Annotated in this window: 20 protein-coding genes and 2 tRNA genes; 12 read left to right on the plus strand and 10 right to left on the minus strand. The window is 63.6% G+C overall.

All coding sequences use genetic code 11. The features are described 5' to 3' along the window. Positions 1-8: 8 nt before the first annotated feature. Positions 9-2,339 carry a beta-glucosidase BglX gene (gene bglX / locus OO306_RS21705; protein ID WP_265969885.1) on the minus strand — a complete coding sequence of 777 codons (2,331 nt, stop codon included), beginning with the start codon at positions 2,337-2,339 and terminating at the stop codon, positions 9-11. Positions 2,340-2,592: 253 nt separating this feature from the next. Between bglX and OO306_RS21710 the strand changes: the two genes are divergently transcribed. After that, positions 2,593-4,470: a 1-acyl-sn-glycerol-3-phosphate acyltransferase gene (locus OO306_RS21710; protein ID WP_265969886.1), complete on the plus strand. Its 1,878-nt coding sequence runs from the start codon at positions 2,593-2,595 to the stop codon at positions 4,468-4,470. 10 nt (positions 4,471-4,480) lie between these two features. Here OO306_RS21710 and sugE read toward each other — a convergent pair whose 3' ends face one another. The 3 genes from sugE to rdgC all read right to left on the minus strand — a co-directional run bounded on the left by sugE (position 4,481) and on the right by rdgC (position 7,069). Then, entirely contained in the window at positions 4,481-4,798 is a 318-nt protein-coding gene (gene sugE, locus OO306_RS21715; protein WP_019470182.1) for a quaternary ammonium compound efflux SMR transporter SugE, read from the minus strand. A 219-nt stretch (positions 4,799-5,017) separates the two neighbouring features. Next, complete coding sequence (locus OO306_RS21720) at positions 5,018-5,983, minus strand: bile acid:sodium symporter family protein (RefSeq protein ID WP_027595888.1); 966 nt, start codon at positions 5,981-5,983, stop codon at positions 5,018-5,020. 165 nt (positions 5,984-6,148) lie between these two features. Next, positions 6,149-7,069 carry a recombination-associated protein RdgC gene (gene rdgC, locus OO306_RS21725; protein WP_265969887.1) on the minus strand — a complete coding sequence of 307 codons (921 nt, stop codon included), beginning with the start codon at positions 7,067-7,069 and terminating at the stop codon, positions 6,149-6,151. Between the two features lie 217 nt (positions 7,070-7,286). On the opposite strand from rdgC, the gene OO306_RS21730 reads away from it, so the two are divergent. Together OO306_RS21730 and OO306_RS21735 are read left to right on the plus strand one after the other, a co-directional pair. Further along, positions 7,287-7,362 (plus strand) — tRNA-Val (locus tag OO306_RS21730). 13 nt (positions 7,363-7,375) lie between these two features. After that, positions 7,376-7,452, plus strand: a tRNA-Asp gene (locus OO306_RS21735). Positions 7,453-7,681: 229 nt separating this feature from the next. On the opposite strand, the gene map is transcribed toward OO306_RS21735, so the two are convergent. After that, complete coding sequence (gene map / locus OO306_RS21740) at positions 7,682-8,458, minus strand: type I methionyl aminopeptidase (protein ID WP_265969888.1); 777 nt, start codon at positions 8,456-8,458, stop codon at positions 7,682-7,684. 290 nt (positions 8,459-8,748) lie between these two features. Between map and OO306_RS21745 the strand changes: the two genes are divergently transcribed. The 3 genes from OO306_RS21745 (at position 8,749) to nirD (ending at position 15,982) form a co-directional block, all read left to right on the plus strand. Next, positions 8,749-12,780: a bifunctional nitrate reductase/sulfite reductase flavoprotein subunit alpha gene (locus OO306_RS21745; RefSeq protein ID WP_265969889.1), complete on the plus strand. Its 4,032-nt coding sequence runs from the start codon at positions 8,749-8,751 to the stop codon at positions 12,778-12,780. Between the two features lie 287 nt (positions 12,781-13,067). Continuing rightward, positions 13,068-15,620, plus strand: coding sequence for a nitrite reductase large subunit NirB (nirB, locus tag OO306_RS21750; protein ID WP_265969890.1), 2,553 nt, complete (start codon positions 13,068-13,070; stop codon positions 15,618-15,620). Continuing rightward, positions 15,620-15,982: a nitrite reductase small subunit NirD gene (gene nirD / locus OO306_RS21755; RefSeq protein WP_265969891.1), complete on the plus strand. Its 363-nt coding sequence runs from the start codon at positions 15,620-15,622 to the stop codon at positions 15,980-15,982. The genes nirB and nirD overlap by 1 nt, the downstream gene beginning before the upstream one ends. A 69-nt stretch (positions 15,983-16,051) precedes the next feature. Here nirD and OO306_RS21760 read toward each other — a convergent pair whose 3' ends face one another. From OO306_RS21760 to OO306_RS21775, 4 genes are all read right to left on the minus strand, one after another. Beyond that, a complete protein-coding gene (locus tag OO306_RS21760) occupies positions 16,052-17,002 on the minus strand; it encodes a 2-hydroxyacid dehydrogenase (RefSeq protein ID WP_186676169.1) in 951 nt (316 codons plus the stop codon). A gap of 24 nt (positions 17,003-17,026) precedes the next feature. Then, positions 17,027-17,791, minus strand: coding sequence for an SDR family oxidoreductase (locus tag OO306_RS21765; protein ID WP_085272779.1), 765 nt, complete (start codon positions 17,789-17,791; stop codon positions 17,027-17,029). Between the two features lie 17 nt (positions 17,792-17,808). After that, positions 17,809-18,519, minus strand: coding sequence for a fumarylacetoacetate hydrolase family protein (locus tag OO306_RS21770; RefSeq protein WP_085272780.1), 711 nt, complete (start codon positions 18,517-18,519; stop codon positions 17,809-17,811). Between the two features lie 128 nt (positions 18,520-18,647). Continuing rightward, entirely contained in the window at positions 18,648-19,991 is a 1,344-nt protein-coding gene (locus OO306_RS21775) for an MFS transporter (RefSeq protein WP_027595897.1), read from the minus strand. 349 nt (positions 19,992-20,340) lie between these two features. On the opposite strand from OO306_RS21775, the gene OO306_RS21780 reads away from it, so the two are divergent. From OO306_RS21780 to OO306_RS21805, 6 genes are all read left to right on the plus strand, one after another. Further along, positions 20,341-21,270 carry an AraC family transcriptional regulator gene (locus OO306_RS21780; RefSeq protein ID WP_027595898.1) on the plus strand — a complete coding sequence of 310 codons (930 nt, stop codon included), beginning with the start codon at positions 20,341-20,343 and terminating at the stop codon, positions 21,268-21,270. A 10-nt stretch (positions 21,271-21,280) separates the two neighbouring features. Further along, positions 21,281-22,213, plus strand: a complete 933-nt coding sequence (gene pcaQ / locus OO306_RS21785) for a pca operon transcription factor PcaQ (RefSeq protein WP_265969892.1) — start codon at positions 21,281-21,283, stop codon at positions 22,211-22,213. A 222-nt stretch (positions 22,214-22,435) separates the two neighbouring features. Beyond that, positions 22,436-23,182: an FKBP-type peptidyl-prolyl cis-trans isomerase gene (locus OO306_RS21790; protein ID WP_265969893.1), complete on the plus strand. Its 747-nt coding sequence runs from the start codon at positions 22,436-22,438 to the stop codon at positions 23,180-23,182. 280 nt (positions 23,183-23,462) lie between these two features. Continuing rightward, positions 23,463-23,903 carry a YkvA family protein gene (locus OO306_RS21795; RefSeq protein WP_027595901.1) on the plus strand — a complete coding sequence of 147 codons (441 nt, stop codon included), beginning with the start codon at positions 23,463-23,465 and terminating at the stop codon, positions 23,901-23,903. 100 nt (positions 23,904-24,003) lie between these two features. Further along, positions 24,004-24,345, plus strand: coding sequence for a helix-turn-helix transcriptional regulator (locus tag OO306_RS21800; RefSeq protein ID WP_265969894.1), 342 nt, complete (start codon positions 24,004-24,006; stop codon positions 24,343-24,345). Next, entirely contained in the window at positions 24,342-24,710 is a 369-nt protein-coding gene (locus tag OO306_RS21805; RefSeq protein WP_027595903.1) for a hypothetical protein, read from the plus strand. The genes OO306_RS21800 and OO306_RS21805 overlap by 4 nt, the downstream gene beginning before the upstream one ends. On the opposite strand, the gene OO306_RS21810 is transcribed toward OO306_RS21805, so the two are convergent. Then, on the minus strand, positions 24,692-24,912 hold a 221-nt coding region (locus tag OO306_RS21810; RefSeq protein WP_265969895.1), incomplete at its 5' end, for a hypothetical protein. The two genes, OO306_RS21805 and OO306_RS21810, sit on opposite strands and share 19 nt — an antisense overlap.

Raw genomic sequence — 24,912 nt, forward strand, 5'->3', positions numbered from 1 at the left:
AGTGAGGATCAGGGTGGGGTGCCATCGAGTTCGAAGGCGGCCTTCTGTAAATCTTGCGAGTCCAGCCCGATCATCACATCGAATGTACCTGGCTCTGTCACCCGCTGCAGGTGCTGGTTGTAGAAGGCGAGCATCGAGGTATCGATGTCGAAGACAAGCTGGCGTGACTCCCCGGGCTCCAACAGCACCTTCTGGAAGCCCTTGAGCTCTTTGAGCGGACGGCTCACGGAGGCGACGCGATCGCGAAGGTACAGTTGCACGGTCGTTTCGCCCGTGCGTTGCCCTTCGTTCTTGAGTGTCACGCTTACCTGTATAAAGCGCCCAGGTCGCAGGCGATGGGTGGACAGGGTCAGCGGTGAGAGGCTGAAGTGGGTATAGCTCAGGCCGTATCCAAAAGGATAGAGCGGTGTGTTATCGGTATCGAAGTAATGTGATCGATAGGTAGAAGGCTGCTGCGGGTCGAAGGGGCGCCCGGTATTCAACTGTGCGTAGTACAGCGGGATCTGGCCGACGCTGCGCGGGAAGGTGACAGGCAGCTTCCCGGAAGGGTTGTAGTCACCGAACAGCACATCGGCAATGGCGTTGCCGCCTTCCGTACCGCTGAACCACGTCTCCAGCACGGCGTCTGCCCATTGGCTCTCCTCTACGATCGTCAGCGGTCGGCCATTCATCAATACCAGCACCAAAGGTTTGCCCGTACGTTTCAGCGCTCGCAGCAATTCACGTTGTTGAGTGGGCAGGTTCAGGTCGGTTTTGCTGGCGCCCTCATGGGACATGCCCCGCGCTTCGCCCAACGCCACCACGATGACGTCGGCCTGCTGGGCGATGGCTACCGCTTCGGCAAGCAAGGCCAGGGGTGGACGCGGGTCGAAGTTCGCCGTTTTGTCGGCGAGCAGTAGAAAGTCATCGCGCTTATCGCTGATGTTGGCTCCCACTGCGTACAGCAGCTTGGCATCGTCACCGACCGCCGCCTTGAGCCCTTGGTAAAGGCTGATAGCCTGGCCAGGTTGGCCGCTGGCGTGCCAACTGCCAAGGATATCGACCGGGTTGTCGGCCAGGGGCCCTATCACCGCGACGGTACCCCGTTTGACGAGCGGCAACAGCCCATTCTGATTTTTCAACAGGACCAGAGAGCGTCGGGCCACCTCCCTGGCTTGAGCGCGATGAAGCGGCTTTGGGTCGTGTGAAGGCTGCGTGCCGTGCTGGGCGTGGCCCAACCTGCGATAGGGGTCGTGGAATAGCCCCAGGTCATATTTGGTGGCCAGGACTTGGTGTACGGCCTCGTCGAGCAGGCTGACAGGAACTGCGCCCTGTTCGATAAGCTGCGCCAGCGCTTGCTCGAAATAACGATCATTCATGCTCATCTGAGTGCCCGCGACCAAAGCGGCCTGGGCGGCATCTTCGGCACCGGCGGCAGTCCCGTGCGCGACCAGATCTTGCACGGCGCTGTGATCACTGATCACCAGCCCCCGATAGCGCCATTGCTGGCGCAGGATGTCTCGCAGCAGCCATCGATTGGCTGTGGCGGGCACACCATTGAGTGTGGTCAACGCCGTCATTACTGCGCCCGCACCCGCCTCCAGGGCTGCCTGATAAGGGGGCAGGTAATCCTGAAACAGCTGATGTGTGCTGACGTTGGTTGTGTTGTAGTCGCGTCCACCTTCGACTGCGCCGTAGGCAGCGAAATGCTTTACGCAGGCCATGATGCTGTCAGCCGCGCCAAGCGTCGGGCCTTGCAACTGCTGTGTCACCCTCTCGGCGATACGCGAGACCAGGTACGGATCTTCACCGAAACCTTCAGACATCCTGCCCCAGCGAGGGTCGCGGCTTAAATCGACCATGGGTGCAAATGTCATGTCCAGGCCATCGGCGCTGGCTTCAATGGCCGCGATCCGAGCAGCGGTGCCGATGGCCTGCAAGTCCCAGCTCGACGCTTGGCCCAGGCCGATCGGAAATACTGTGCGGTGGCCGTGTACCACATCGCCTGCGAAGAACACCGGTATGCCCAGGCGGCCACGCTGCACGGCCGCATCTTGATAAGCACGCAGCTGCTCGCGGGTAACCCCCGGCTCGGTGAACAGTGCGCCTACTGCGCCCTTGGCCACGGTAGCGAGCGCATCCTGGGAGGGTGGGGTGGCTAGGGCATAATTCATGCGCAGCTGGCCGACCTTTTCGGGCAGGCTCATCTGCTCCAGCAGGGCCGTAAGGAACTGTTCCTTCCCCATGGAGGGCGAGCCGCCCGTAGCAGAGACATTGGCTGCATGAAGCAGCAAGGTCAGCCCCAAGGCAAGCAGCGACGTGCTGCGCCGGGCAAGTTGCTTGAATGCACCGCACTCCATCCTTGGCGTTCTCTTAGCTCAGATGGCCTCAGGGTGGCAGGCGCGTGGTTGAGCGGCTACTGACAGAACTGTCAGTTGACAGTGGTAATGTGGCTTCCAATGCTTTGCACGCATCCCAGGTTCTGTACGATAACTGTCCGCAGTCGCCCATACTGCGCTGCAATGGAGTTCGTCTGGCCTAGACGCCAACGCCTTTCATTCGGGCTCTAGATAGAACAACAGCCGTCGGTGGCCCAATTCAGGAACAAGGACGATGAGTCACACCTCGCAATTCACCTTGCTCGGCAAGCGGCGCTTCCTGCCGTTCTTCATCACCCAGTCGCTGGGTGCGTTCAACGACAACCTGTTCAAGCAATCGCTGATCCTGGCGATCCTGTTCAAGCTCAGCCTGGGGGACGGTGACCGTTCGATCTGGGTCAACCTCTGCGCATTGCTGTTCATCCTGCCGTTCTTCCTGTTTTCGGCGCTGGGTGGGCAGTTTGGCGAGAAGTTCGCCAAGGATGCGCTGATCCGTGCGATCAAGCTGGCCGAGATCGGCATCATGGCTATCGGTGCCTTGGGCTTTATCACCAATCACCTTGCGTTGATGCTGGTGGCGTTGTTCGGCATGGGTACCCATTCGGCGCTGTTCGGGCCGGTGAAGTATTCGATTTTGCCCCAGGCCCTGCGTGAAGAAGAGCTGGTGGGTGGTAACGGCCTGGTCGAAATGGGCACCTTTCTGGCGATCCTCGCCGGCACCATCGGCGCCGGGGTGATGATGTCGTCGGCCAGCTATGCCACGGTGGTGGCCGGGGGCGTGGTGGGCACTGCTGTGCTGGGCTACCTGGCCAGCCGCTGGATCCCGCGCGCCGCCGCGGTGTCGCCGCAGATGCGCCTGGACTGGAACATCTTCACGCAGTCCTGGGCGATCCTGCGCATGGGCCTGGGGCAGACGCCTGCGGTGTCGCGCTCGATCGTGGGCAACTCGTGGTTCTGGTTCGTCGGCGCCATCTACCTGACCCAGATCCCGGCGTACGCCAAGGACTGGCTGCATGGCGACGGCACTGTAGTGACCCTGGTGCTGACCCTGTTCTCGGTGGGCATCGCCCTCGGCTCGCTGCTGTGCGAGCGGCTGAGCGGGCGCAAGGTGGAAATCGGCCTGGTGCCGTTCGGCTCGTTCGGCCTGACCCTGTTCGGCCTGCTCTGGTGGTGGCATTCCGGCGATGTGCCGGCGGCGGCGCTGCCGCACGACTGGCTGGCGCTGCTGGGCATGAGCCAGGCCTGGTGGATCCTGGTGTCGATCGTCGGGCTCGGGGTGTTCGGCGGCTTTTATATCGTGCCGCTGTATGCCTTGATCCAGGCGCGCACGGCCGAAGATCAGCGGGCCCGGGTGATCGCCGCCAACAACATCCTCAATGCGTTGTTCATGGTGGTTTCGGCAATCCTCACCATCGTCCTGCTGGGCCTGGCCGAACTGACCATCCCGCAGTTGTTCCTGGTGGTGTCGTTGCTCAACATCGCGGTCAACGCCTACATCTTCAGGATCGTGCCCGAGTTCACCATGCGCTTCCTGATCTGGCTGCTCAGCCACTCGATGTACCGCGTGGAGCACCGCGACCTGGAGCGCATCCCTGATGAAGGGGCGGCACTGCTGGTGTGCAATCACGTTTCGTTCGTTGACGCGTTGCTGCTCGGCGGTGCGATCCGCCGGCCGATCCGCTTTGTCATGTACTACAAGATCTACAACCTGCCGGTGCTCAACTTCGTGTTCCGCACCGCAGGTGCCATCCCGATTGCCGGGCGCAGTGAGGACGAGGCCATTTACGAACGTGCCTTCGCGCGTATCGCCGAGTACCTGGCGGCGGGTGAGTTGGTGTGTATCTTCCCAGAGGGCAAGTTGACCGGTGATGGCGAGATCGATGTGTTCAAAGGCGGGGTCAACCGCATTCTCAGCGAAACCCCGGTGCCGGTGATTCCCTTGGCGTTGCAGGGGCTGTGGGGCAGCTTCTTCAGCCGAGACCCGGGCAAGGGGTTTTTCAAGCGCTTGTGGTCGCGGGTGACCATCGTGGCTGGCACCGCCATCCCGGTGGAGGCGGCGCAGCCGGATGCGTTGCGTGAGCAGGTCAGCCGCTTGCGCGGCGACCTGCGTTAGCGCGCGCGGGTCAGCTGGCGCTGACTTTCAGGCCGATCAGGCCACAGACGATCAGCGCCACACTGACCAGCCGCACCAAGGCCATGGATTCGCCAAACAGGATGATCCCGGCGATTACCGTGCCCACAGCGCCGACGCCGGTCCAGATGGCATAGGCGGTGCCCAGCGGCAGCTCCTTCATGGCCAGGCCCAGCAGGCCGAGGCTGATGACCATGGCGCCGACGGTGAGTACGGTGGGGATTGGCTTGCTGAAACCGTCGGTGTATTTCAGGCCGACGGCCCAGCCGACCTCGAACAGGCCGGCGAAGAAAAGAATGATCCAGGACATGCTGTGTCTCCATCGTTGTGAAGGATGGGGCCGTCCCCGGAATGGTCACGCGGTGCGTCGTGAGGTCGTCCTCACAGTGGGCAATAGGGTGCACATTTTCTGAATGCCGGGCAAGCCTGTGCCGGCCTCTTCAGGTCCCACAAGTACTCCACAGCTCTCAAGGAATGTGGAGTACCTGTGGGAGCGGGCTTGCCCGCGAAGAGGCCAGGCCAGGCAGCATCAATCCCTGGCTGGCTCGCCATTCTCAACGGCTGACGAAGGCGCTTCCAGGCGCCGGAACCAGGTCGACAGCAACGCCCCGGAAATATTGTGCCAAACGCTGAACAACGCACTCGGCACCGCGGCCAATGGCGAGAAGTGCGCCGCCGCCAGTGCCGCCCCCAGCCCGGAGTTCTGCATGCCCACCTCCAGCGCCAGCGATTTGCGTTGGGCCAGCGGCAACTTGCACAGCTTGCCGGTCAGGTACCCCAGCAAATAGCCAAAGCTGTTGTGCAGCATCACCACCGCCATGATCAGCAGCCCCGACTCGGCGATCTTAGCCTGGCTGGCCGCCACCACCGCGCAGACGATCATGACGATGCTCACCACCGACACCAGCGGCAACACCTGCACGGCGGCCTGCACCCGAGCGCCCAGCAGGCGCTGGGCCAGCACGCCGAGCACGATCGGCAGCATGACCAGCTGCAGGATCGACCAGAACATGTCCATGAACGAGACCGGCAGCCAGGCCGAGGCCAGGAACCAGATCAGCGCTGGGGTCAGCAGCGGGGCGAGCAAGGTGGTGACCGCAGCGATCGCCACCGCCAGCGCCAGGTCGCCCTTGGACAGCCAGACCATCACGTTCGAGGCGGTGCCGCTTGGGCAGCAGCCGACCAGAATCACCCCGACGGCGATCTCGGCGGGCAAGTGGAACAGCTGGCAGAGCAGCCAGGCCATACCCGGCATGATCACGAAATGCGCCACCACCCCCAGCATCACGCGCCAGGGTTGGCGGGCGAGGGCAGCGAAGTCGTCGAGCTTGAGGGTCAGGCCCATGCCGAACATCACCAGCCCCAGCAGCGGCACGATGGCCACTTTCAAGGCGATGAACCACTGCGGTTGCAGGAAGGCCAGCACGGCGAACACCAACACCCAGAGGGCGAAGGTGTTGCCGACGAAGCGGCTGAGGGCGGCGAGGGCGCGCATGGGAAAGTCCTTGTACTTATATAAAGAGGTGAGTTTCCAGGGCCCTTACGCGGGCAAGCCCGCTGCCACTGGGTGAGCAAGCACCTGTGGCAGCGGGCTCGCCCGCGAAAGGGCCGGTACTGGTCAATGATTAACGATCAGGCCAGCACCGGCAAATCATGAAGGTTAGACCCCTTGCGGAATCTCCTCCCCACCCAAGGCCTCGAACAGCACCGGGAGGAATTCGGTAAAGGTCATCATCATCAGCAGGAAGCTGGCATCGAACTGCTGCTGGGCCTCATCACCGCCATCCTGTTCGGCCTGCTCTTGCAGCAGCTCCTCGAACTTCAGGCGCTTGATGACCATCTTGTCGTCGAGCACGAACGACAGTTTGTCCTGCCAGGCCATGGCCAGCTGGGTGACCACCTTGCCGGTGCTCAGGTGCAGCTGGATTTCTTCGCTGGTCAGGTCCTGGCGCTTGCAGCGCACGATGCCACCGTCTTCGGCGGTGTCGCGCAGCTCGCACTCGTCCAGTACATAGAAGCCTTCGGCCGCTTGCTGCGACTTGACCCAGTCGGTCATGGTGGCCGCTGGCGCGATCTTCACGGTAGCGGGGCGTACCGGCAGCGAGCCCATCACTTCACGCAGGGTCGACAGCAGGTCTTCGGCACGCTTGGCGCTGGCCGAGTTGACCAGGATCACGCCCAGGCGCGGGGCGATGGCGGCGAAGATCATTGAGCGACGAATGAAGGCGCGCGGCAGGAAGGCCTGGATGATCTCGTCCTTGATCTGGTCGCGTTCCTTTTTATAGACCTTGCGCATCTGCTCGGTCTCGATCTCTTCGACCTTCTCCTTGACGGCGTCATTCACAACGCTGCTTGGGAGGATACGTTCTTCCTTGCGCGCGGCGATCAGCAGGAACTCGCCGCTGACGTGCACCAGGGGAGCGTCTTCGCCCTTGCCGAATGGCGCGACGAAGCCATAGGTGGTCAGCTCCTGGCTGGCGCAGGGACGGGCCGGCTTGCTGGCCAGGGCGGTTTCCAGTGCTTCGGCTTCGAATGGAACATCCTGGGTCAGGCGGTAGGTCAGCAGGTTCTTGAACCACATGAGGGGCAATCTCTCCTTAATGCATAAGGCGGGCATTATTCTCCGAGCGGTGGTTCCCGTCCAACCCTGTCAGAGGGCCAGCACCCTTATATAAAGGAAGAAAAGCCCAGCGTTGCTAGGTCTTTGAAAGGCTTCGAAAAAATTTTTAAAAAAGTCGAAAAAAGTGCTTGCCAGGGTGGGGGCTCATCCGTAGAATGCGCGCCACACCGAGACGAAAGGGTGATTAGCTCAGCCGGGAGAGCATCTGCCTTACAAGCAGAGGGTCGGCGGTTCGATCCCGTCATCACCCACCACTCGATGTATAGCGCAGCGGTAGTTCAGTCGGTTAGAATACCGGCCTGTCACGCCGGGGGTCGCGGGTTCGAGTCCCGTCCGCTGCGCCATATTCAACTTCCAGGGCCCACTGAACACCCGGAAGTTACAGAAAAAGCGACCTTAGGGTCGCTTTTTTTGTTTGTGCTGAATTTTGCTGCGCCAAGCCTATCGTATTCAGTTAGCAGGGGCCTGTGGGAGCGGGTTTACCCGCGAAGAAGGCGACGCGGTGTATGGCACCGGCTTCGCCGGTGTTCGCGGGTGAACCCGCTCCCACAGGGTCTGTGCCGCGCTGCGGTATCAACGCTTGCGTTCTTCCTCCCGCAACGTCAGCACCTCAACCCCCGCCTCAGTCACCGCCACGGTATGTTCCCACTGCGCAGAAAGCGTATGGTCGCGGGTGATCACCGTCCACCCGTCCTTCAACGTCCGTGTCCCACGCCCGCCCTGGTTGATCATCGGCTCGATGGTAAACACCATGCCAGGCTTGAGCGTCATGCCCATGCCGCGCTGCCCGTAATGCAGCACCTCCGGCTTTTCATGCATCTGCTGGCCAATGCCATGCCCACAATATTCGCGCACCACGCTGTAGCCCGCTGCTTCGGCATGGGCCTGGATAGCATGGCCTATGTCACCCAGCGTCGCCCCCGGGCGCACTTGCTCGATGCCTTTCCATAGCGCGTCATAGGTGGTGTCGACCAACCGCCGGGCCTCATCGCTGATCACGCCAAGGCAATACATCTTCGACGAATCGGCGATATAGCCGCCTTGTTCGAGGGTGATGTCGACATTGATGATCGACCCTTCCTTCAGCACTTCATCAGCCTTTGGCATGCCGTGGCAGACCACATGGTCCACTGACGTATTAAGCGCGTAGGGGAACCCATACTGGCCCTTGCTCGCCGGGCGTGCCTTCAGGCTGTCGACGATGAACGCCTCGGCAAGGTCGTTGATCTGCATCGTGGTTACGCCAGGGTGTATGAAACGGTCGAGCTCTGCAAATACCTGGGCCAGTAGCTGGCCGGCGTTGCGCATGACGTCGAGTTGGGCGGGGGTTTTGAGGATCACCTGGGACATGGGGGGAGGGCAGTAACTCTGGCTGAAATGTGCCCCAGCATAGCGCTGCGAGCCTGCGAGATGCCACCGCATGGTGCGCCAAACCGGCCCTGATAGCGCAGGCCCTGTAGGAGCGGGCTTGCCCGCGATGAGGCCAGTACAGCTGGCCCGGTAATTGCTGGCTTGCCTCTACCCAGGGCGATCAATGCCGATTGCCCGCACATTTTCACGACAAAGGCGCCGTGTTGCCCCGCTTGCCATGCAAGCCGGGGCAGCCGGCGCCTTTTGTGTTTTTACCAGGAGACCGGCCCATGAGCAGCAGCGAAGTACGCAGTGTCTGCCCGTATTGCGGCGTCGGCTGCGGCATTGTCATGAGCGTGGCCGATGGCAAAGTCAGCAAGATCAGCGGCGACAAGCAGCACCCCAGCAATTTTGGCCGCCTGTGCACCAAGGGCCTGACCGCGCACGTACCGCTGAGCGCGGCCGGGCGCATGGAAGACGCCTACCTGCGCCAGCAGCGCAGCCAGCAACCGGCGCGCACAGGCCTGGACCAGGCCATTGCCCAGGCCGCCGAGCGCCTGCGCGGCATTATCGACCAGCACGGCCCCGATGCCGTGGCCTTGTATGTGTCGGGGCAGATGTCGCTAGAGGCGCAGTACCTGGCCAACAAACTGGCCAAGGGTTTTATCCGCACCCGCCATATCGAGTCCAATTCACGGCTGTGCATGGCCAGCGCTGGCAGCGGCTACAAGCTGTCATTGGGCGCCGATGGCCCGCCCGGCAGCTACCAGGACTTCGAGCACGCGGAGGTGTTTCTGGTGATCGGCGCCAACATGGCCGACTGTCACCCGATCCTGTTCCTGCGCCTGCTCGACCGGCTGAAAGCCGGCGCCAGGCTGATCGTCGTCGACCCCCGGCGCACGGCCACCGCAGACAAGGCCGACCTGTTCTTGCAGGTACGCCCGGGCACCGACATGGCCCTGCTCAATGGCTTGCTGCACCTGCTGCACCAGAACGGCCACACAAACGCTGACTTCATCGCCCGTCACACCGAGGGCTGGGAAGACCTGCCTGCATTCCTGGAGGACTACAGCCCCGCCCGCGTCGCCGCCATCACCGGCCTGAGCGAAGCCGACATCCGCACCGCCGCCGAATGGCTCGGCGGTGCCAAGGACTGGATGAGCTGCTGGACCATGGGCCTTAACCAGAGCATCCATGGCACCTGGCACAGCAACGCGATCTGCAACCTGCACCTGGCCACCGGCGCCATTTGCCGCCCTGGCAGCGGGCCGTTCTCCCTCACCGGGCAACCGAATGCCATGGGCGGCCGCGAGATGGGCTACATGGGGCCGGGCCTGCCGGGGCAGCGATCGGCGTTGGTGGCGGCCGACCGCGCCTTCGTCGAAAACCAGTGGCAGCTGGCCCCAGGCAGCCTGCGCAGCGAAGGCGGCGAGGGCACCGTGGCGCTGTTCGAGCAGATGAAGCGCGGCGAGGTAAAGGCGTGCTGGATCATCTGCAGCAACCCGGTGGCCAGCGTCGCCAACCGCCAGCAAGTGATCGACGGCCTGCGCCAGGCTGAACTGGTGATCACCCAGGATGCGTTTCTCGACACCGAGACCAACCGCTACGCCGACATCCTGTTGCCGGCCGCGCTGTGGGCCGAAGGCGAGGGCGTGATGATCAACAGTGAACGCAACCTGACCTTGATGCCCCGCGCCGTGGCACCCCCAGGCCAAAGCCTGCCGGACTGGCAGATCATCGCCCGCATCGCCTGCGCCATGGGCTATGCCGAAGCCTTCGACTACCCCGATGCCGAAGCGGTGTACGAAGAAATTCGCCGTTTCCACAACCCGGCAACCGGCTACGACCTGCGCGGTATCGGCTACACCGACCTGCGCACGCAGCCGCGCCAGTGGCCCTGCGCGCCAGGGCATGAGGCCCCGCGCAGCCCGCTGCGTTACCAGAACGACGGCAGCAGCCAGCCACTGTTGCTCGACGCCGAGGGCAAGCGCCCGGCGCTGGCGTTTCCGACGGCCAGTGGCAAAGCGCGCTTCTTCGCCCGCCCTTGGCTGCCTGCGCCCGAGCTGCCCGACGCGGACTACCCAATGGTGCTCAACACCGGCCGCGTGCAGCACCAATGGCACACCCTGACCAAGACCGGCAAGGTGCCTGCGCTGAACAAACTCGAGCCCGGCCCCTTTGTCGAGCTGCACCCTGACGATGCCGCGCGCCTGGCTATTCGCGACAAGGACCAGGTGGCCATCCGCTCGCGGCGGGGGCAGGCGCTGTTGCCGGCACGGGTCAGTGATCGGGTCATGCCGGGCAACTGTTTCGCCCCCTTCCACTGGAACGATGTGATGGGCGAGCAGCTGGCGATCAATGCCGTGACCTGCGATGCCGTCGACCCGCTGTCGCTGCAGCCGGCCTTCAAACACTGCGCCGTGGCCCTGCAGCGGGTTGCCGGCGAACGTATCGACGCCGTTGACCTGAGCGCCGCCACTGCCATCCCGGAGCCTGCCCGCATGCCGACCGCCACCCTGTCCCGTCTGCTTGGCCTGGACACCCTGCCAGCCCCGGTGCTGGCCGAGGAGGAGCGTCATTACTTGCAGGGCTTTTTGCTCGGCCTGGACCAGGCCCGCGCTGAGGGGGTGCCCAGCCTGCCGGCCACTGCGCCGCTGGCCACAAGCCGGCGGCTGTTCGTCGATGGGCTATTGGCGGGGTTGTTCGCCCAGCCTTCGATACTGCCCAGCCCGGCGCTTGCGGCGCCCCAGCATCAGGTGCTGTGGGCTTCGCAAACCGGTAACGGTGAGGCACTGGCCGAACGCTGTGCCGAACGCCTGCGTGGCGCCGGCCTCGCCGTGCAGCTCAGTTGCATGGCAGCGGTCAGCCCGCAGCAGCTGCACGGCGCGGCCAGTGTCGTACTGATCGCCAGTACCTTCGGCGATGGCGATGCGCCCGACAGTGCGACGGCGTTCTGGCAAGCCCTGCAAAGCGAGGAGGGCGCCCATTGTGCCGACGTGCCTTACGCCGTGTTGGCCTTGGGTGACTCCAGTTACGACCAGTTTTGCGGGTTTGGCCGCAAGCTCGATCAGCGCCTGGCCGAGCTGGGCGGGCGGCGGTTGTTGCCACGGGTGGACTGCGAGCCGGACTTCGATGAGGCATTCGCCACCTGGCTCGACGCCTTGTCATCACAGTTGGGCAGCGCCGCCGCGCCCCAGGCGAGCAGCGAACCCGCGCCCGTGGAGGGCTACAGCAAGCAGCAACCCTGGTCGGCCACCTTGCTGGAAAACCGCGTGCTTAACGCCCCAGGTGCCAGCAAGGAGACGCGCCAACTGGTGTTCGACCTGTCGGGCAGCACGTTAACCTACCAGCCGGGCGATGCCTTGGGCGTATGGCCGCGCAATTGCCCGGCGTTGGTCGAGGAGTTGCTGGCACTGATGCGCCTCGATGGCCAGGCTCTGGTTGAGATCAAAGGCCAGCCTGCGCTGCCGTTGGCCGTTGCCATGCAAGCCCACCTGGAAATCGCCAAGGTCACCCCTGCGCAGTTGCAGGTGTTCAGCCAGACGGCGGCGGACCTGCGCCGGCTGCTTCAGCCTGAGCACAAGGCCGAGCTGCAGAGCTGGTTGTGGGGGCGACAGTTGGCGGACGTACTGCGCGAGTTCCCGCAAGACCTGCCATTGGCCACCTGGCTTGACCTGCTCAAGCCGTTGCAGCCGCGCTTGTACTCGATCAGTTCCAGCCCGTTGGCGCACCCCGGCCAAGTTCACCTGACGGTCTCGACGGTGCGTTACGGGCAGCGCAAAGGGGCCTGCTCGACCTTTCTGGCCGACCGTGCGCAAGGCATCAAGGTGGCGATCTTCCCGCAGGCATCGAAGCATTTTCGCCTGCCTGAGGACGACAATGTGCCGGTGATCATGGTCGGCCCAGGCACGGGTATCGCGCCGTTTCGGGCGTTTCTGGAAGAACGCGAAGCGCGTGGGGCCAGTGGGCAGAACTGGCTGTTCTTCGGTGAGCAGTCTGCTGCCAGCGATTTCTATTACCAAGCGCAGTTGCAAGCTTGGCAGGCGACCGGCCATGTGCGCCTGGATACCGCTTTCTCGCGCGACCAGCCCGAGAAAATCTATGTGCAGCAGCGCATGCACGAGCAGGGCGCTGACCTCTGGCGGTGGCTGGAGGCGGGCGCGTGCTTCTATGTGTGCGGCGATGCCCAGCGCATGGCCAAGGATGTGGACAGCGCCTTGCGCGCGATCGTCGCGCAGCATGGCGGTATGAGCGAGGCTGCGGCGGATGCGTATGTAGAGGCATTGAGCAAGGCCAAGCACTATCGGCGCGATGTGTATTGAGTGCACCGGGATGGGGTGGGGTGCACCTTGGCTGTGCGGTTTGGGGTGCCTGTTGGGGCCTCTTCGCAGCACAAGGCTGCTCCTACCGGTTCTGCACACTCCCTGTAGGAGCAGCCTTGTGCTGCGAAGAGGCCCAAAAGGCAGTATTTGGCACACTCCCTGCTTTATCAGCTTCACAACACGCCCCACTGATCAACGGCGATCAACCAGGGGCACACCCTGATGAGTACAGGCAAAGGCGCCTGGAGCTTCGGCTCCAGGCGTTTTTTTTTGATCGAGGATCGGCTATGAAGGCAACAGCGAACGGCGAACAACGCGAGAAACTGGTCATTGTCGGCAACGGCATGGTCGGCCACCACTGCGTCGAGCAACTGATCGAGCGGGGCGCCTTGGAGCGGTTCGAGGTGCGGGTGTTCGGCGAAGAACGCCAACGTGCCTACGACCGTGTGCACCTGTCCGAGTACTTCGGCGGCAGCTGTGCCGAAACCCTGGCCCTGTGCGAGCAAGGCTTCTATACCCGCCAAGGCGTGCACCTGCACCTGGGCGAGCCTGTGCTGGAGATCGACCGCGCGCGCTGCGAAGTGGTCACCGCCGAAGGCCGCTATGGCTACGACCAGTTGATCCTGGCCACCGGCTCATACCCCTTCGTACCCCCGATCGAAGGCTCCAGCGGCAATGCCCGCCTGGTCTACCGCACCCTCGACGACCTCGACGCCATCCGCGCCGCCGCCCAGGGTGCCCGCCGAGGCGTGGTGGTCGGCGGGGGCTTGTTGGGCCTTGAAGCAGCCAATGCGCTGAAGTCGCTCGGCCTGGAAGCCCATGTGGTGGAGTTCGCCCCTCGGCTGATGCCGGTGCAGTTGGACGGCGAGGGCGGCGCGGCGCTCAAGGCGCAGATCGAGGCATTGGGCGTGGGCGTGCACCTGTCCCGCGCCACCCAGTCGATCAGCGCCGGTGAGGCGTATCGCTACCGCATGAACTTCGACGGCGGCGAGCACCTGGAAACCGACCTGATCGTGTTCTCTGCCGGTATCCGCCCGCAGGATGCCCTAGGGCGCGCGTGCGGGCTGGAGATTGCCGCCCGTGGCGGGGTGGTGATCGACAATCACTGCCGCACCCATGACGCCCGCATCTTCGCCATCGGCGAGTGCGCTTCATGGAATGGCAGCGTGTTCGGCTTGGTCGCGCCGGGCTACAGCATGGCGCGCAACCTGGCGGCGCTGCTGGTGGGCGATGACGCGGTGCCGTTCACCGGCGCCGACATGTCGACCAAGCTCAAGCTGCTGGGCGTGGATGTCGGCTCGATCGGCGATGCCCATGGCGCTACGCCGGGCTCACGCAGCTACCGCTTCATCGACGAAGCCAATGCGGCCTATCGCCGGCTGGTGGTGGATGCCAGTGGCAAGCATGTGCTCGGCGCGGTGCTGGTCGGTGACAACAGCTACTACGACACTCTGCTGCAGTACGCGCAAAACGGCATCGCCCTGCCTGCCGACCCGGCCGCCCTGATTTTGCCGCAAACAGGCGGCGCGCCGGCCTTGGGCGCCGATGCGCTGCCCGACAGCGCGACCATCTGCTCGTGCCACAACGTCAGCAAGGGCGCAGTCTGCGCCGCTATCGACAGCGGCTGCAGCGACCTCGCTGCGGTCAAGGGCTGCACCAAAGCGGCCAGCGGTTGCGGCGGCTGCGCGGCCCTGCTCAAGCAGGTGTTCGAGCACGAACTGACCGCTCGCGGCGTGACCGTCGACAAAAGCCTGTGCGAACACTTTGCCTACACCCGTCAGGAGCTTTACGGGCTGGTGCGGGTTGGCGGCATCCGCACCTTCAATGACCTGCTCGCGCGCCATGGCAAAGGCCATGTCGGTTGCGATATCTGCAAGCCGGCGGTGGGCAATATCCTCGCCTCGTGCTGGAACCAGCCGATCATGGACCCGGCGCTGGTACCGCTGCAGGACACCAACGACACCTTCATGGCCAACATGCAGAAAAACGGTACCTACTCGGTGGTGCCGCGCATACCTGGGGGCGAAATCACCCCCGACAAGCTGATCGTGATCGGCCAAGTGGCAAAAAAGTACGACCTTTACACCAAGATCACCGGTGGCCAACGCATCGACCTGTTCGGCGCCCAGCTGCACGAGTTGCCGCTGATCTGGGGCGAGTTGATCGAAGCCGGTTTCGAGACGGGCCATGCCTACGGCAAGTCGACCCGCACGGTGAAGTCGTGCGTGGGCAGCACCTGGTGCCGTTACGGTGTGCAGGACAGCGTCGCCATGGCCCTGCGCCTGGAAGACCGCTACAAGGGCCTGCGCAGCCCGCACAAGCTCAAGTTCGCGGTGTCTGGCTGCACCCGCGAATGCGCCGAGGCGCAGAGCAAGGACATCGGCGTGATCGCCACCGACAAGGGCTGGAACCTGTACGTGTGCGGCAACGGCGGCATGCGCCCGCGCCACGCCGAGCTGTTTGCCACCGACCTGGATGACGAGACCCTGGTGCGCCTGATCGACCGTGTGCTGATGTTCTACATCCGCACTGCCGACAAACTGCAGCGCACCTCGGTCTGGCGCGAAAGCCTTGAGGGCGGGCTGGACTACCTCAAGCAGGTGATCCTCGACGACAGCCTGGGCCTGGCCGCCGAGCTTGAGGCGCAGATGCAGCATGTGGTCGACCACTATGAATGCGAATGGGCCAATGCCCTCAACGACCCGGAGAAGCTCAAGCGCTTCCGCACCTTCGTCAACGACCACCGCGCCGACCCGGACGTGCACTTCGTCCGCGAACGCGATCAGCGCCGCCCAGCGGCACCGCTGCACCTGATCCCCACTGCCGAGGAGGCTGTCTGATGAACCTGACCAATACTGCTGTAGCCCACAAGACGAACTGGCAGACAGTCTGCCAAGCGCGCGACCTGGTAGCCGATTCCGGCGTGGTGGTGTGGCACGAGGGGGCCCAGGTGGCGCTGTTCTACTTGCCGGGTCAGGAACAGCCACTGTATGCGCTGGACAACCGCGACCCGCGCTCGGGTGCCAACATCATTGGCCGTGGGTTGGTGGGTAGCTTGCAGGGTGAGTTGGTGGTGGCGGCGCCGCTGTACAAACAGCATTTCAGCCTGCACAGCGGGGAATGCCTGGAAGATGCCGGGCAGCGGCTGCGGGTGTGGCCGGTGCGGCTGAACGGGGAGGCTGTGGAAGTGGCGGTAGCCTGATCTGCATCGTGCAACTGTACCGGCCCTTTCGCGGGCAAGTCGGACCGCGAAGGGGCCGGTACAGGCCGCTTAGATAACCAACCCCTGTGGCGTACGCCCGGCAAACACATCCACCAGGCTTGCCACCACCATTTCGCCCATGCGCGTGCGGGTCTGCACGGTGGCGCTGGCTCGGTGCGGCTGCAGCACCACATCCTCGCGCTCGAACAACGCCTCGGGCACCCGAGGTTCATCGGCAAACACATCCAGCGCCGCCCCGGCGATCTCACCCGCTTCAAGTGCCGCGATCAACGCGGGCTCGTCCACCAACTTGCCACGGGCGATATTGATCAGGTAGCCGTCTGGGCCAAGCGCCTGCAGCACCTTGCGCCCCACTAACGCCTCGCCCTGGTCGGCGGCCGCCGCCAGAATCAGCGCATCGCTGTCTTTGGCCAATTGCTGCAAGTTCGACTCGAAGCCATAAGGCACGTCCTGTGGCTGCAGGTCGGTGTAGCGAATCGGGCAGCCAAACGCCGCCGCCCGCTGGGCCACCGCGCGGCCGACGCGGCCCATGCCGACGATACCCACACGCATGCCCGACACCTGCCGCGCCAACGGCAGTGGCGCCAGCGGTGTGGCGCTGGTGGCCCAGTGGCCGGCGCGGACGAACCGGTCACCGCTGCACAGCCCTCGGCACACGCCAATCAGCAAGCCGATCGCGAGGTCGGCGACATCCTCGGTCAGCGCGCCGAGGGTTGCAGTCACCTGGATACCCCGATCACGCGCATAGGCCAGGTCGATGGCATCGGTGCCGACGCCATTCACTGCGATCACTTCCAGCTTGGGCAGGCGCGCCATCAGCGCTTGGCTGATACCGGTATGGCCGCCGGTGACCACGGCGCGGATGGTGTTGCCATGCGCGCTGACATAGGCGTCCTTGTCGGCTTGCTCGTAGTACCGGTGCACGGTGAACAGCGCTTCCAGGCGCTCGCGGACTTCTGGGATGAGGATCGGGCTCAGTTGCAGGACTTCAGGTTTCATCGGTCACTCCTTAAAGGCAAGGTTTCAGCCACGGCCGACGAAGGGCATGTTGCTGGCCATCACGGTCATGTTGAGCACGTTGGCGTCCAACGGCAGGGCGGCGATGTAGCGCACGGCATCCGCCACATGGCGCACGTCGAGCATAGGCTCGGCGGCAATCTCGCCATTGGCCTGGCGCACACCGCGGGTCATGCGTTCGGACAGTTCGGTCAGGGCGTTGCCGATGTCCACCTGGCTGCACACGATGTTGTAGGGGCGGCCGTCCAGGGCCAGGGCTTTGGTCAGGCCCAGCACCGCGTGCTTGCTGGCGGTGTAGGGCGCAGTGAAGGGGCGTGGGGTATGCGCCGAAATCGAACCGTTGTTGACGATTCGCCCGCCCTGCGGCTGCTGCCTGCGCATCAGGCCAAAGGCCGCACGGGCGCAGAGGAACACGCCGTCGACATTGGTGGCGATGACATTGCGCCAGTTCTCCAGCGGCAGTTCGTCGATGGGCACGGCAGGCGCGTTGACCCCGGCATTATTGAAGATCAGGTCGAGGCGGCCATGCACCTCCTCGATGGTGGCGAACAGCTGGGCGACGCTCTGTTCGTCGCGCACATCGGTGGGCACCGCAAGGGCCTCGCCACCGGCTGCACGGGCCTGTTCTGCCAACGCCTGCAAGGGTTCGGCACGCCGGCCGGCGAGGACCAGGCTGAAGCCATCAGCCAGCAGCCCCAGGGCGACGGCGCGGCCAATGCCGCTGCCGGCACCGGTGACCAAGGCGATTTTCTTGTTGTGTGTTTGGCTCATCTGTTTGCTCCAGAAATTCAGGCGGCGTGGGCGGTGTGGCGTGCGGGACGAGGGCCAACGCGCAGTTGCAACTCGCCGATGCCGTCGATGCCGGCATGGATCACATCGCCAGGGTTGAGCGGGGCCACGCCAGGCGGGCTGCCGGTCATGATCAGGTCACCGGGGCGCAGCGGCAGTTGCCGGGACAGGCGGCTGATGACCTCGGCCAATGGCCAGGTCTGCTGGCTCAGCCGGGCGCGCTGGCGCTCCTCGCCGTTGACCTTCAGCCACAGCGCAGCGTCCAGTGGCCAGCCCAGTTCGCTGGCCGGCACCAGGGCAGTCATCGGCGCCGAGGCTTCGAATACCTTGGCGCCCTCCCAGGGCAGCCCTTCGCTTTTGGCCTGGCGCTGGCGATCGCGCAGGGTCAGGTCCAGGCCAGCGGCAAAGCCATAGACGTGCTCCAGAGCGTGCTCCGGGCTGATGTCTGCACCGCCTTTGCTGATCGCCACCACCCACTCGATTTCATGGCAAAACTCTTCGGTCTGCGGCGGGAAGGGCAGTTCGCCCTGTGCCTCGACCACGTTGCTGGCCGGCTTCATGAAAAAGACCGGCTCACGGGGCGCTGGGTCGGTGGCCTGTGGCCAGGGGTAGTTGCGGCCCAGGCAGAACACGCGGCCAACCGGGAAGCGCGCGTCGCTGCCTTGGATGGGCAGGCTGACGATGGCTGGCGGGTCGAACAGGTAAGTCATGGGTCAATCCTCTGTGCTGGAGTGGCCAGCCTAGCCAGCGGCTGGCGGGCAAAGTTGGACGATAAAAGGGACGGTTTGGATAAAAACGGGGGATCTGCGGTGGCGCTTCCGGCACTCACCGCGCCTGCTTATGCCGCGGTTTTGAGCTCGATCCGGTACAGCTTGCCGAGCAACAGCGAGTAGGACAGGGTGCCCATCAACGCCACCCCGCCGATAAACCAGAACGCCAGGGCGAAGGAGCCACTGGCCTGCACGATCGCGCCAATCACGATCGGGGTGACGATGCCGCCGATGTTCGCGGCCAGGCTGGTGACCCCGCCGGTCAGCCCGATCAGTTGCTTGGGTGCCACTTCCGAAACCGCTGCCCACGACGACGAGGCGATGCCCTGGGCAAAGAACGCCAGCGTCAGCACGGCGATACACAGCACGTTGGAGTCGGTGAAGTTGACCAACACGATCGACATGCCCAGCATCGACCCGACCACCAGCGGCAGCTTGCGTGCAAAGGACAGCGAGTAGCCCCGGCGGATCAGCAGGTCGGAAACGATCCCCGCCAGCAAGATGCCGACCGTGGCGCCAATGAACGGCATCACCGCGAAGATGCCGACTTTGATCAGCGTCAGCTGGCGCTCTTCGATCAGGTAGGTGGGGAACCAGGTGAGGAAGAAGTACAGCGCTGAGGTGCTGGCGAACTTGCCCAGGCAGATGGCCCACACCTGGCGGTAGCGGAACAGTTCGGCGACCTGGCGCCAGTCGAAACGGGTGCGCTCCTGGCTGCTTCTGACCAGCCCGCCGCCGTCCTCGATGTAGGCCAGTTCTTCCTTGCTGACCTTCTTGCAGTTGAGCGGGTCGCGGTACAGGAACAACCACACCACGCCAAACACGATACCAATCAGGCCGGTGCTGTAGAACACATGGCGCCAGTCATAGGTGGTCGCCAGCCACAGCAATGCCCCAGTGAACAAGGCTGTGCCCAGGTACTGGCCGCACACGTAGATGCTGCTGGCCATGCCCCGTTCGCGGGCAGGGAACCACACGGTGACAGCGCGGCTGTTGGCGGGGAAGGCCGGTGCCTCCATGGCACCGACGGCCAGGCGCAGGCCGAACAGCGAGGTGAAGCCGCTGGCCAGGCCCTGGGCGACAGTGACAGCCGACCAGCTGATCAGCGAGACGCCGTAGGTCAGGCGCGAGCCGAAGCGGTCGGCAATGAAGCCGGCTGGCACCAAAGCCAGGGCGTAGGTCCAGGCGAACGCGGAGAAGATCAAGCCCATCTCGACTTTGTCCAGGCCCAGGTCCTTGGCCATGAAGGGCGCCGCGATGGAGATGTTGACCCGGTCGACGTAGTTGATGATGGTCGCCAGCAGCAGCAGCGAGAGCATGAACCAGCGACGGCGGGTGGGTAGGCGTTGCGATGCGACCGCGTCCACTGCGAACGCAGGCGCCGCAGTGCGGGAAGTAGGCGTGCTCGACATGAGTCGACCTCGTTTGTTGTTGTTGGTAGAGGTTGGGCTGCAGTCCCTTTTTTAAGGTGGTCGTACAACATCGGAAAATCAACGGCGGTTTTAGACCGTTTTTTTCACTTGGAACGGGGTAGGGCTGCGCTGTCCAAAAAACTCAGCGGGCGGGGTTTTGGCTGCTTTTTTTGCTTTGGGTGGCGGTTTTAAAGGGCTGCGTCGATTTTTGCCGGATACGTTTTTTGCAGTGGGCTTAAAAATTATGAGTTTCGACGTCGTACAACTCATTGCCAGGCAAGCCGCTTGCCGTTCAGAATTCCCGCATGGCAGGCAACGTCAGTGCCAAGCCCCCCGACCGGAGACCCCCATGCCCCCCAAGCGCGAAGTCCCGACCTACGTCATGCAACAGCGCAGCGAGCTGATGGATTTCTACATTCGCGACCAGCGCGGCCGGCCGGCCGAAACCGCGCCACACCGACACGAGTATTTTCAGATCCAGGTCAATTTTGGCGGCGATACGGTGCAGCACATCGGCAGTGTGCAGCGCCCGTTCAAACGCAACACCCTGGCCTTCATCCTGCCGCACCGGGTGCATGTCATCCCGCACCCGGACGACAGCGATTTCGTGGTCATCAACTTTTCCCAGACATTCCTGCTGCCGCACCTGCCTTGCGACCCCATGGACCTGGAAGAAGTGTCGATACTGCAGGCCCCTGAACTGTCACCGTTCCGCTTCCAGGAGCACCTGGATTTCCACCTCGCCGAGGCCGATTTCAGCGAGGTGCGGCGTATTCTCGGGCAGATGCGTGAACTCGATGCCAACCGCCGCTTCGGCAGCCGTGAAATCCTCAAGGGCCTGTTGCTGCAACTGATCGGCCAGGTGTGCGGCTTGTACGCCGACCCCCTGCGTGAGCTGGCCGAGAGCAATGCCGCGCAACTCAGCCGGCGCGCCGCGTTGGGGCGCATGAGCGAGTACCTGCGCAGGCACATCGACGACCCCGACCTCAACCTGCAGAAGGTCGCCGCCGCCACGTACCTGTCGCCCACCTACCTGACCCATTGGCTGCGCAAGGAAATCGGCAAGACCTTCAGCGAATTGGTGCTGGAGCGGCGCATGCACGCCGCGCGCAATTACCTGCTTAACGGCAGCCGCCCGGTCGGTGAGGTGGCTCGGCTGTGCGGCTTTGCTGATGAAGCGTACTTTTCGCGGCGCTTCCGGCAGATCCATGGCTTGCCGCCGGGGCAGTTCCGCCGCCAGCAGCGCGACCCGGATACACCGCAGGTAGCCATGCGGTAAGCTTGAGGCCATGAACCTCGACACCCGCATCAAGTACCGCCACCTGCTGTGCTTCCTGGAGATTGCCCGGCAGGGCAGCCTGGCCAGGGCCGCAGACATCCTCGCCATCAGCCAGCCCGCGATTTCCAAGACCCTCAAGGAACTCGAAGCGCTGCTGGAAACACGCCTGTTCGAACGCAGCCGGCAGGGCGTCGAGCTGACCCCGGCCGGCACCCGCTTCATGCGGTATGCCGGGCCCAGCGTGCAGGCGCTGCGCGATGGCGTCAGCAGCCTGCGCGGCGAGGCGCGGGCACCGTCGCAGGTGCGCATTGGCGTGCTGTCCACGGTCGAGGGCTTGTTGATGCCCGAGGTGCTGTGCCGCCTGCATCAACGCCATGAGGCGTTGCTGATCAGCGTGGTGACCGGTGCCAGCGCGCAGTTGCTGGGCCAGCTACGCCTGGGTGAGCTGGAGCTGGTGGTGGGGCGCATGACCGACAGCCCACAAATTCAGGGCCTGTCGTTCGAGCACCTGTACAGCGAATCGATGAGCCTGGTGGTGCGGCCGGAGCACCCGTTGCTGGCCAACACGCCTGTCGAGCGGGCACAGGTGGGGCGTTACCCCTTGGTGTTGCCGCCCCCTGGCACCACCATTCGCCAGCACGCCGACAGCCTGTTCGTCCAATGCGGTATCCAGATGCCCGCGCAACGCCTGGAAACCCTCTCGCTGGCCCTGAGCCGCCGCTACCTGCTGGGCAGTGATGCGGTGTGGGTGGCGCCACGGGATGCGGTGCTGATCGACCTGGGCCGTGGTGAGCTGGTCGAGCTCGACTTGGGCGTGCGCGAGCCGGGCGGGTCGGTGGGCCTGTGCCGCAACGCGGCGCTGGAGCAGAGCGTGCCAGGGCAGTGGGTGTGCGAGGTGCTGCGTGAGGTGGCGGGGCAGTACCGTGAGGGGCAATACCCCTGACAACTCAGAACGAAGTGAAATTTTTGGCGCGTAAACCCAGGCGAATTCGGCATAAAGGGTCAATACTGGCCAGTGGCTCTAATGTGTCAGATGAATAACCCTTTAAGTACTGAACTTCCTTAGCAAAACCCGCTCCTATGCCGGTAGCCATTGGTCATGGCCGCCTGCTAAGCTCGCGGCTTTACCCTGATTGCCCTTATGGCGCATGAACAAGGAAATAGCATGAAACAGCATCGTTTGGCGGCTGCGGTTGCCCTGGTAGGCCTGGTATTGGCTGGCTGCGACCAACAGGCCAGCAGCCCCGAGCTGAAGACTCCGGCACAGAAAGCCTCCTACGGTATCGGCCTGAACATGGGCAAGAGCCTGGCTCAGGAAGGCATGGAAGACCTTGATTCGAAAGCGGTCGCCCTCGGCATCGAAGACGCCGTCAGCAAGAAAGAGCAGCGCATCAAGGACGAAGAGCTGGTAGAAGCCTTCACCTCGCTGCAGAAGCGCGCCGAAGAGCGTCTGGCCAAGGCCAGCGAAGAAGCCGCCTCCGCCGGCAAGAAGTTCCTCGAAGAAAACGCCAAGAAGCCGGGTGTTGTCACCACCGCTTCGGGCCTGCAATACGAAGTGATCAAGAAGGCCGACGGCCCGCAGCCTAAGCCGACCGACGTGGTGACTGTTCACTACGAAGGCAAGCTGACCGATGGCAAGGTGTTCGACAGCTCCGTCGAGCGCGGCAGCCCGATCGACCTGCCTGTCAGCGGCGTGATCCCAGGTTGGGTCGAAGGCCTGCAACTGATGCACGTCGGCGAGAAGTACAAGCTGTTCATCCCGGCCGAACTGGCCTACGGTGCCCAGAGCCCGAGCCCGCTGATCCCTGCCAACTCGGTACTGGTGTTCGACCTTGAACTGATCGCCATCAAAGACCTGGCCCAGCTGCAGGGTGCCGAGCCAGAAGCGCCAGCAGAAGAGCCTGCCAAGTAACACTGGCTGGTTTGCGTAAAACGCCCCGTCTTGACGGGGCGTTTTCGTTTGGGGCAATCGGCTGAGAAGAACCTCTGGCGGCTGATACTGTCCGAGCAATAGCAGCGTGATGAAGTAGGATGCTTCTGACGCAAATCGTTTGCGAATCTGAAACGACTGTGTAAAAAACGCCCGATCTGACCGGGACCCTTGCCTAGTGGGCACCTGACGTCAGAAACTTCGCCCTGTTCACAAGGTTATCCACAATAAATGTGGATAACCTGTCCCTCTCGGAGGCTCCATGAGCGCACCCTGGAATTTCGCCCGTTTTCTGCCGTTGGCCGAGCGCTTGCTCAGCCGCGGGCGGTTGCCGGCCTTGCTGTTCGCCGTGGCCCGCAAAGGCCCGCGGATCGGCCAGCTGCGCGAGGATGTAAAGCTGCTGCAGTCGCTGTGCCTGGCCTGGTGGCGCGGCGAGTACCGCGCCATCAGCCCCAAAGCGCTGGTGACCATCGTTGCCGGCCTGCTGTACTTCGTCAGCCCTATCGACGCCATCCCCGACTGGCTGCTGGGCGTGGGTTTTCTTGACGACATCGCCGTGCTGGGTTGGGTGTTGAAGACCGTGGCCGATGAGCTGGCGCGTTTCAAAGCCTGGCGCGACAGCCAGGCCCCAGAGCGCTTGCGCGTGGTGGAACGCTTGCCGGATACCCCCGAAGCCTTGCGCCTGGAACGCAATACGCAGTGAAATCAGCCTGAACTCCACAGACTCCCGTACTTGGTAATATAATTGGCATAAGGATTATGCCTACGGATTACATGCCGTAATCCTAAGTAAGGGGGTTGTAATGGGTATTCAGGTTATTAGCCGGGACGGTCAGCCCGAGTACGCCGTCGTTCCCTGGGAGCAATACCAGGCACTGCTGAAGGCAGCGGGGCAGCCGCCCGTCGAGGCGGGTGTCTTTGAAGTGCAAAGCGATGCTGCCAGTGCTGCACCTTTACCGGCGTTCAGCGAGGTGGCACAGATTCGTGAGGCGAAAGGCATCGCCCCTGAGCTTTTGGCGCGCAATGTGGGTGTGAGCCCCGCGTACCTGGCCATGATCGAGTCAGGCGAGCGACAGCCGGACGCTGCCATCCGCCGCGCCCTGGCCTGGCACCTGGGTGTGGCGGGTTGGAGCGAACCCTCATGAGCCAGGTCAGGATCAGCCGCCAGCACTGGCAGAGCCTGCTGGACGAGCTTGACCTGGCCCGTCGTCAACGTCATCTGCTGACGTACCGTGCGCTTATCGAGCGCTTGCAATTGCCCAGCCCGGCCATGCAGACGCTGACCGCCGCGCTGGAGTACCTGGCGGTGCTCGACGCCCGCGCCGAACAGCCTTTACGCAGTTCGCTGGTGATCAGCCAGGGTGCCAGCCGCCTGCCGCGCACCGGTTTTTTCGAGTGTGTAGAGCGGCTAGGACGTTTTGCCGGGCCGGTCGACGGCATGGAGGCGGCGTCCTGGCATGCCTCGGAAGTGGTGCGGGTGTTCGAGTACCGTTACCCCGAAGAAGCCTGATTCAGCCCGAGCGCAGTACGTTGAGCAGCCTTGTGCTGCGAAGAGGCCAGTGAAAACACCAAAGATCTGCGGTGTTCCTCGGCGCTGTACCAGACATTGGTTTCAAGCACCTGGTTGGGTTCCAGGCGGGTCAGCACATTTCCCTGATTATCGTAGCTGGTGACCTGCTTTTCCAACCGCTGTCTTACCACTGGATCCTTGC

The sequence above is a fragment of the Pseudomonas sp. DCB_AW genome (assembly GCF_026240895.1).
Taxonomy (GTDB): Bacteria; Pseudomonadota; Gammaproteobacteria; order Pseudomonadales; family Pseudomonadaceae; genus Aquipseudomonas; species Aquipseudomonas kermanshahensis.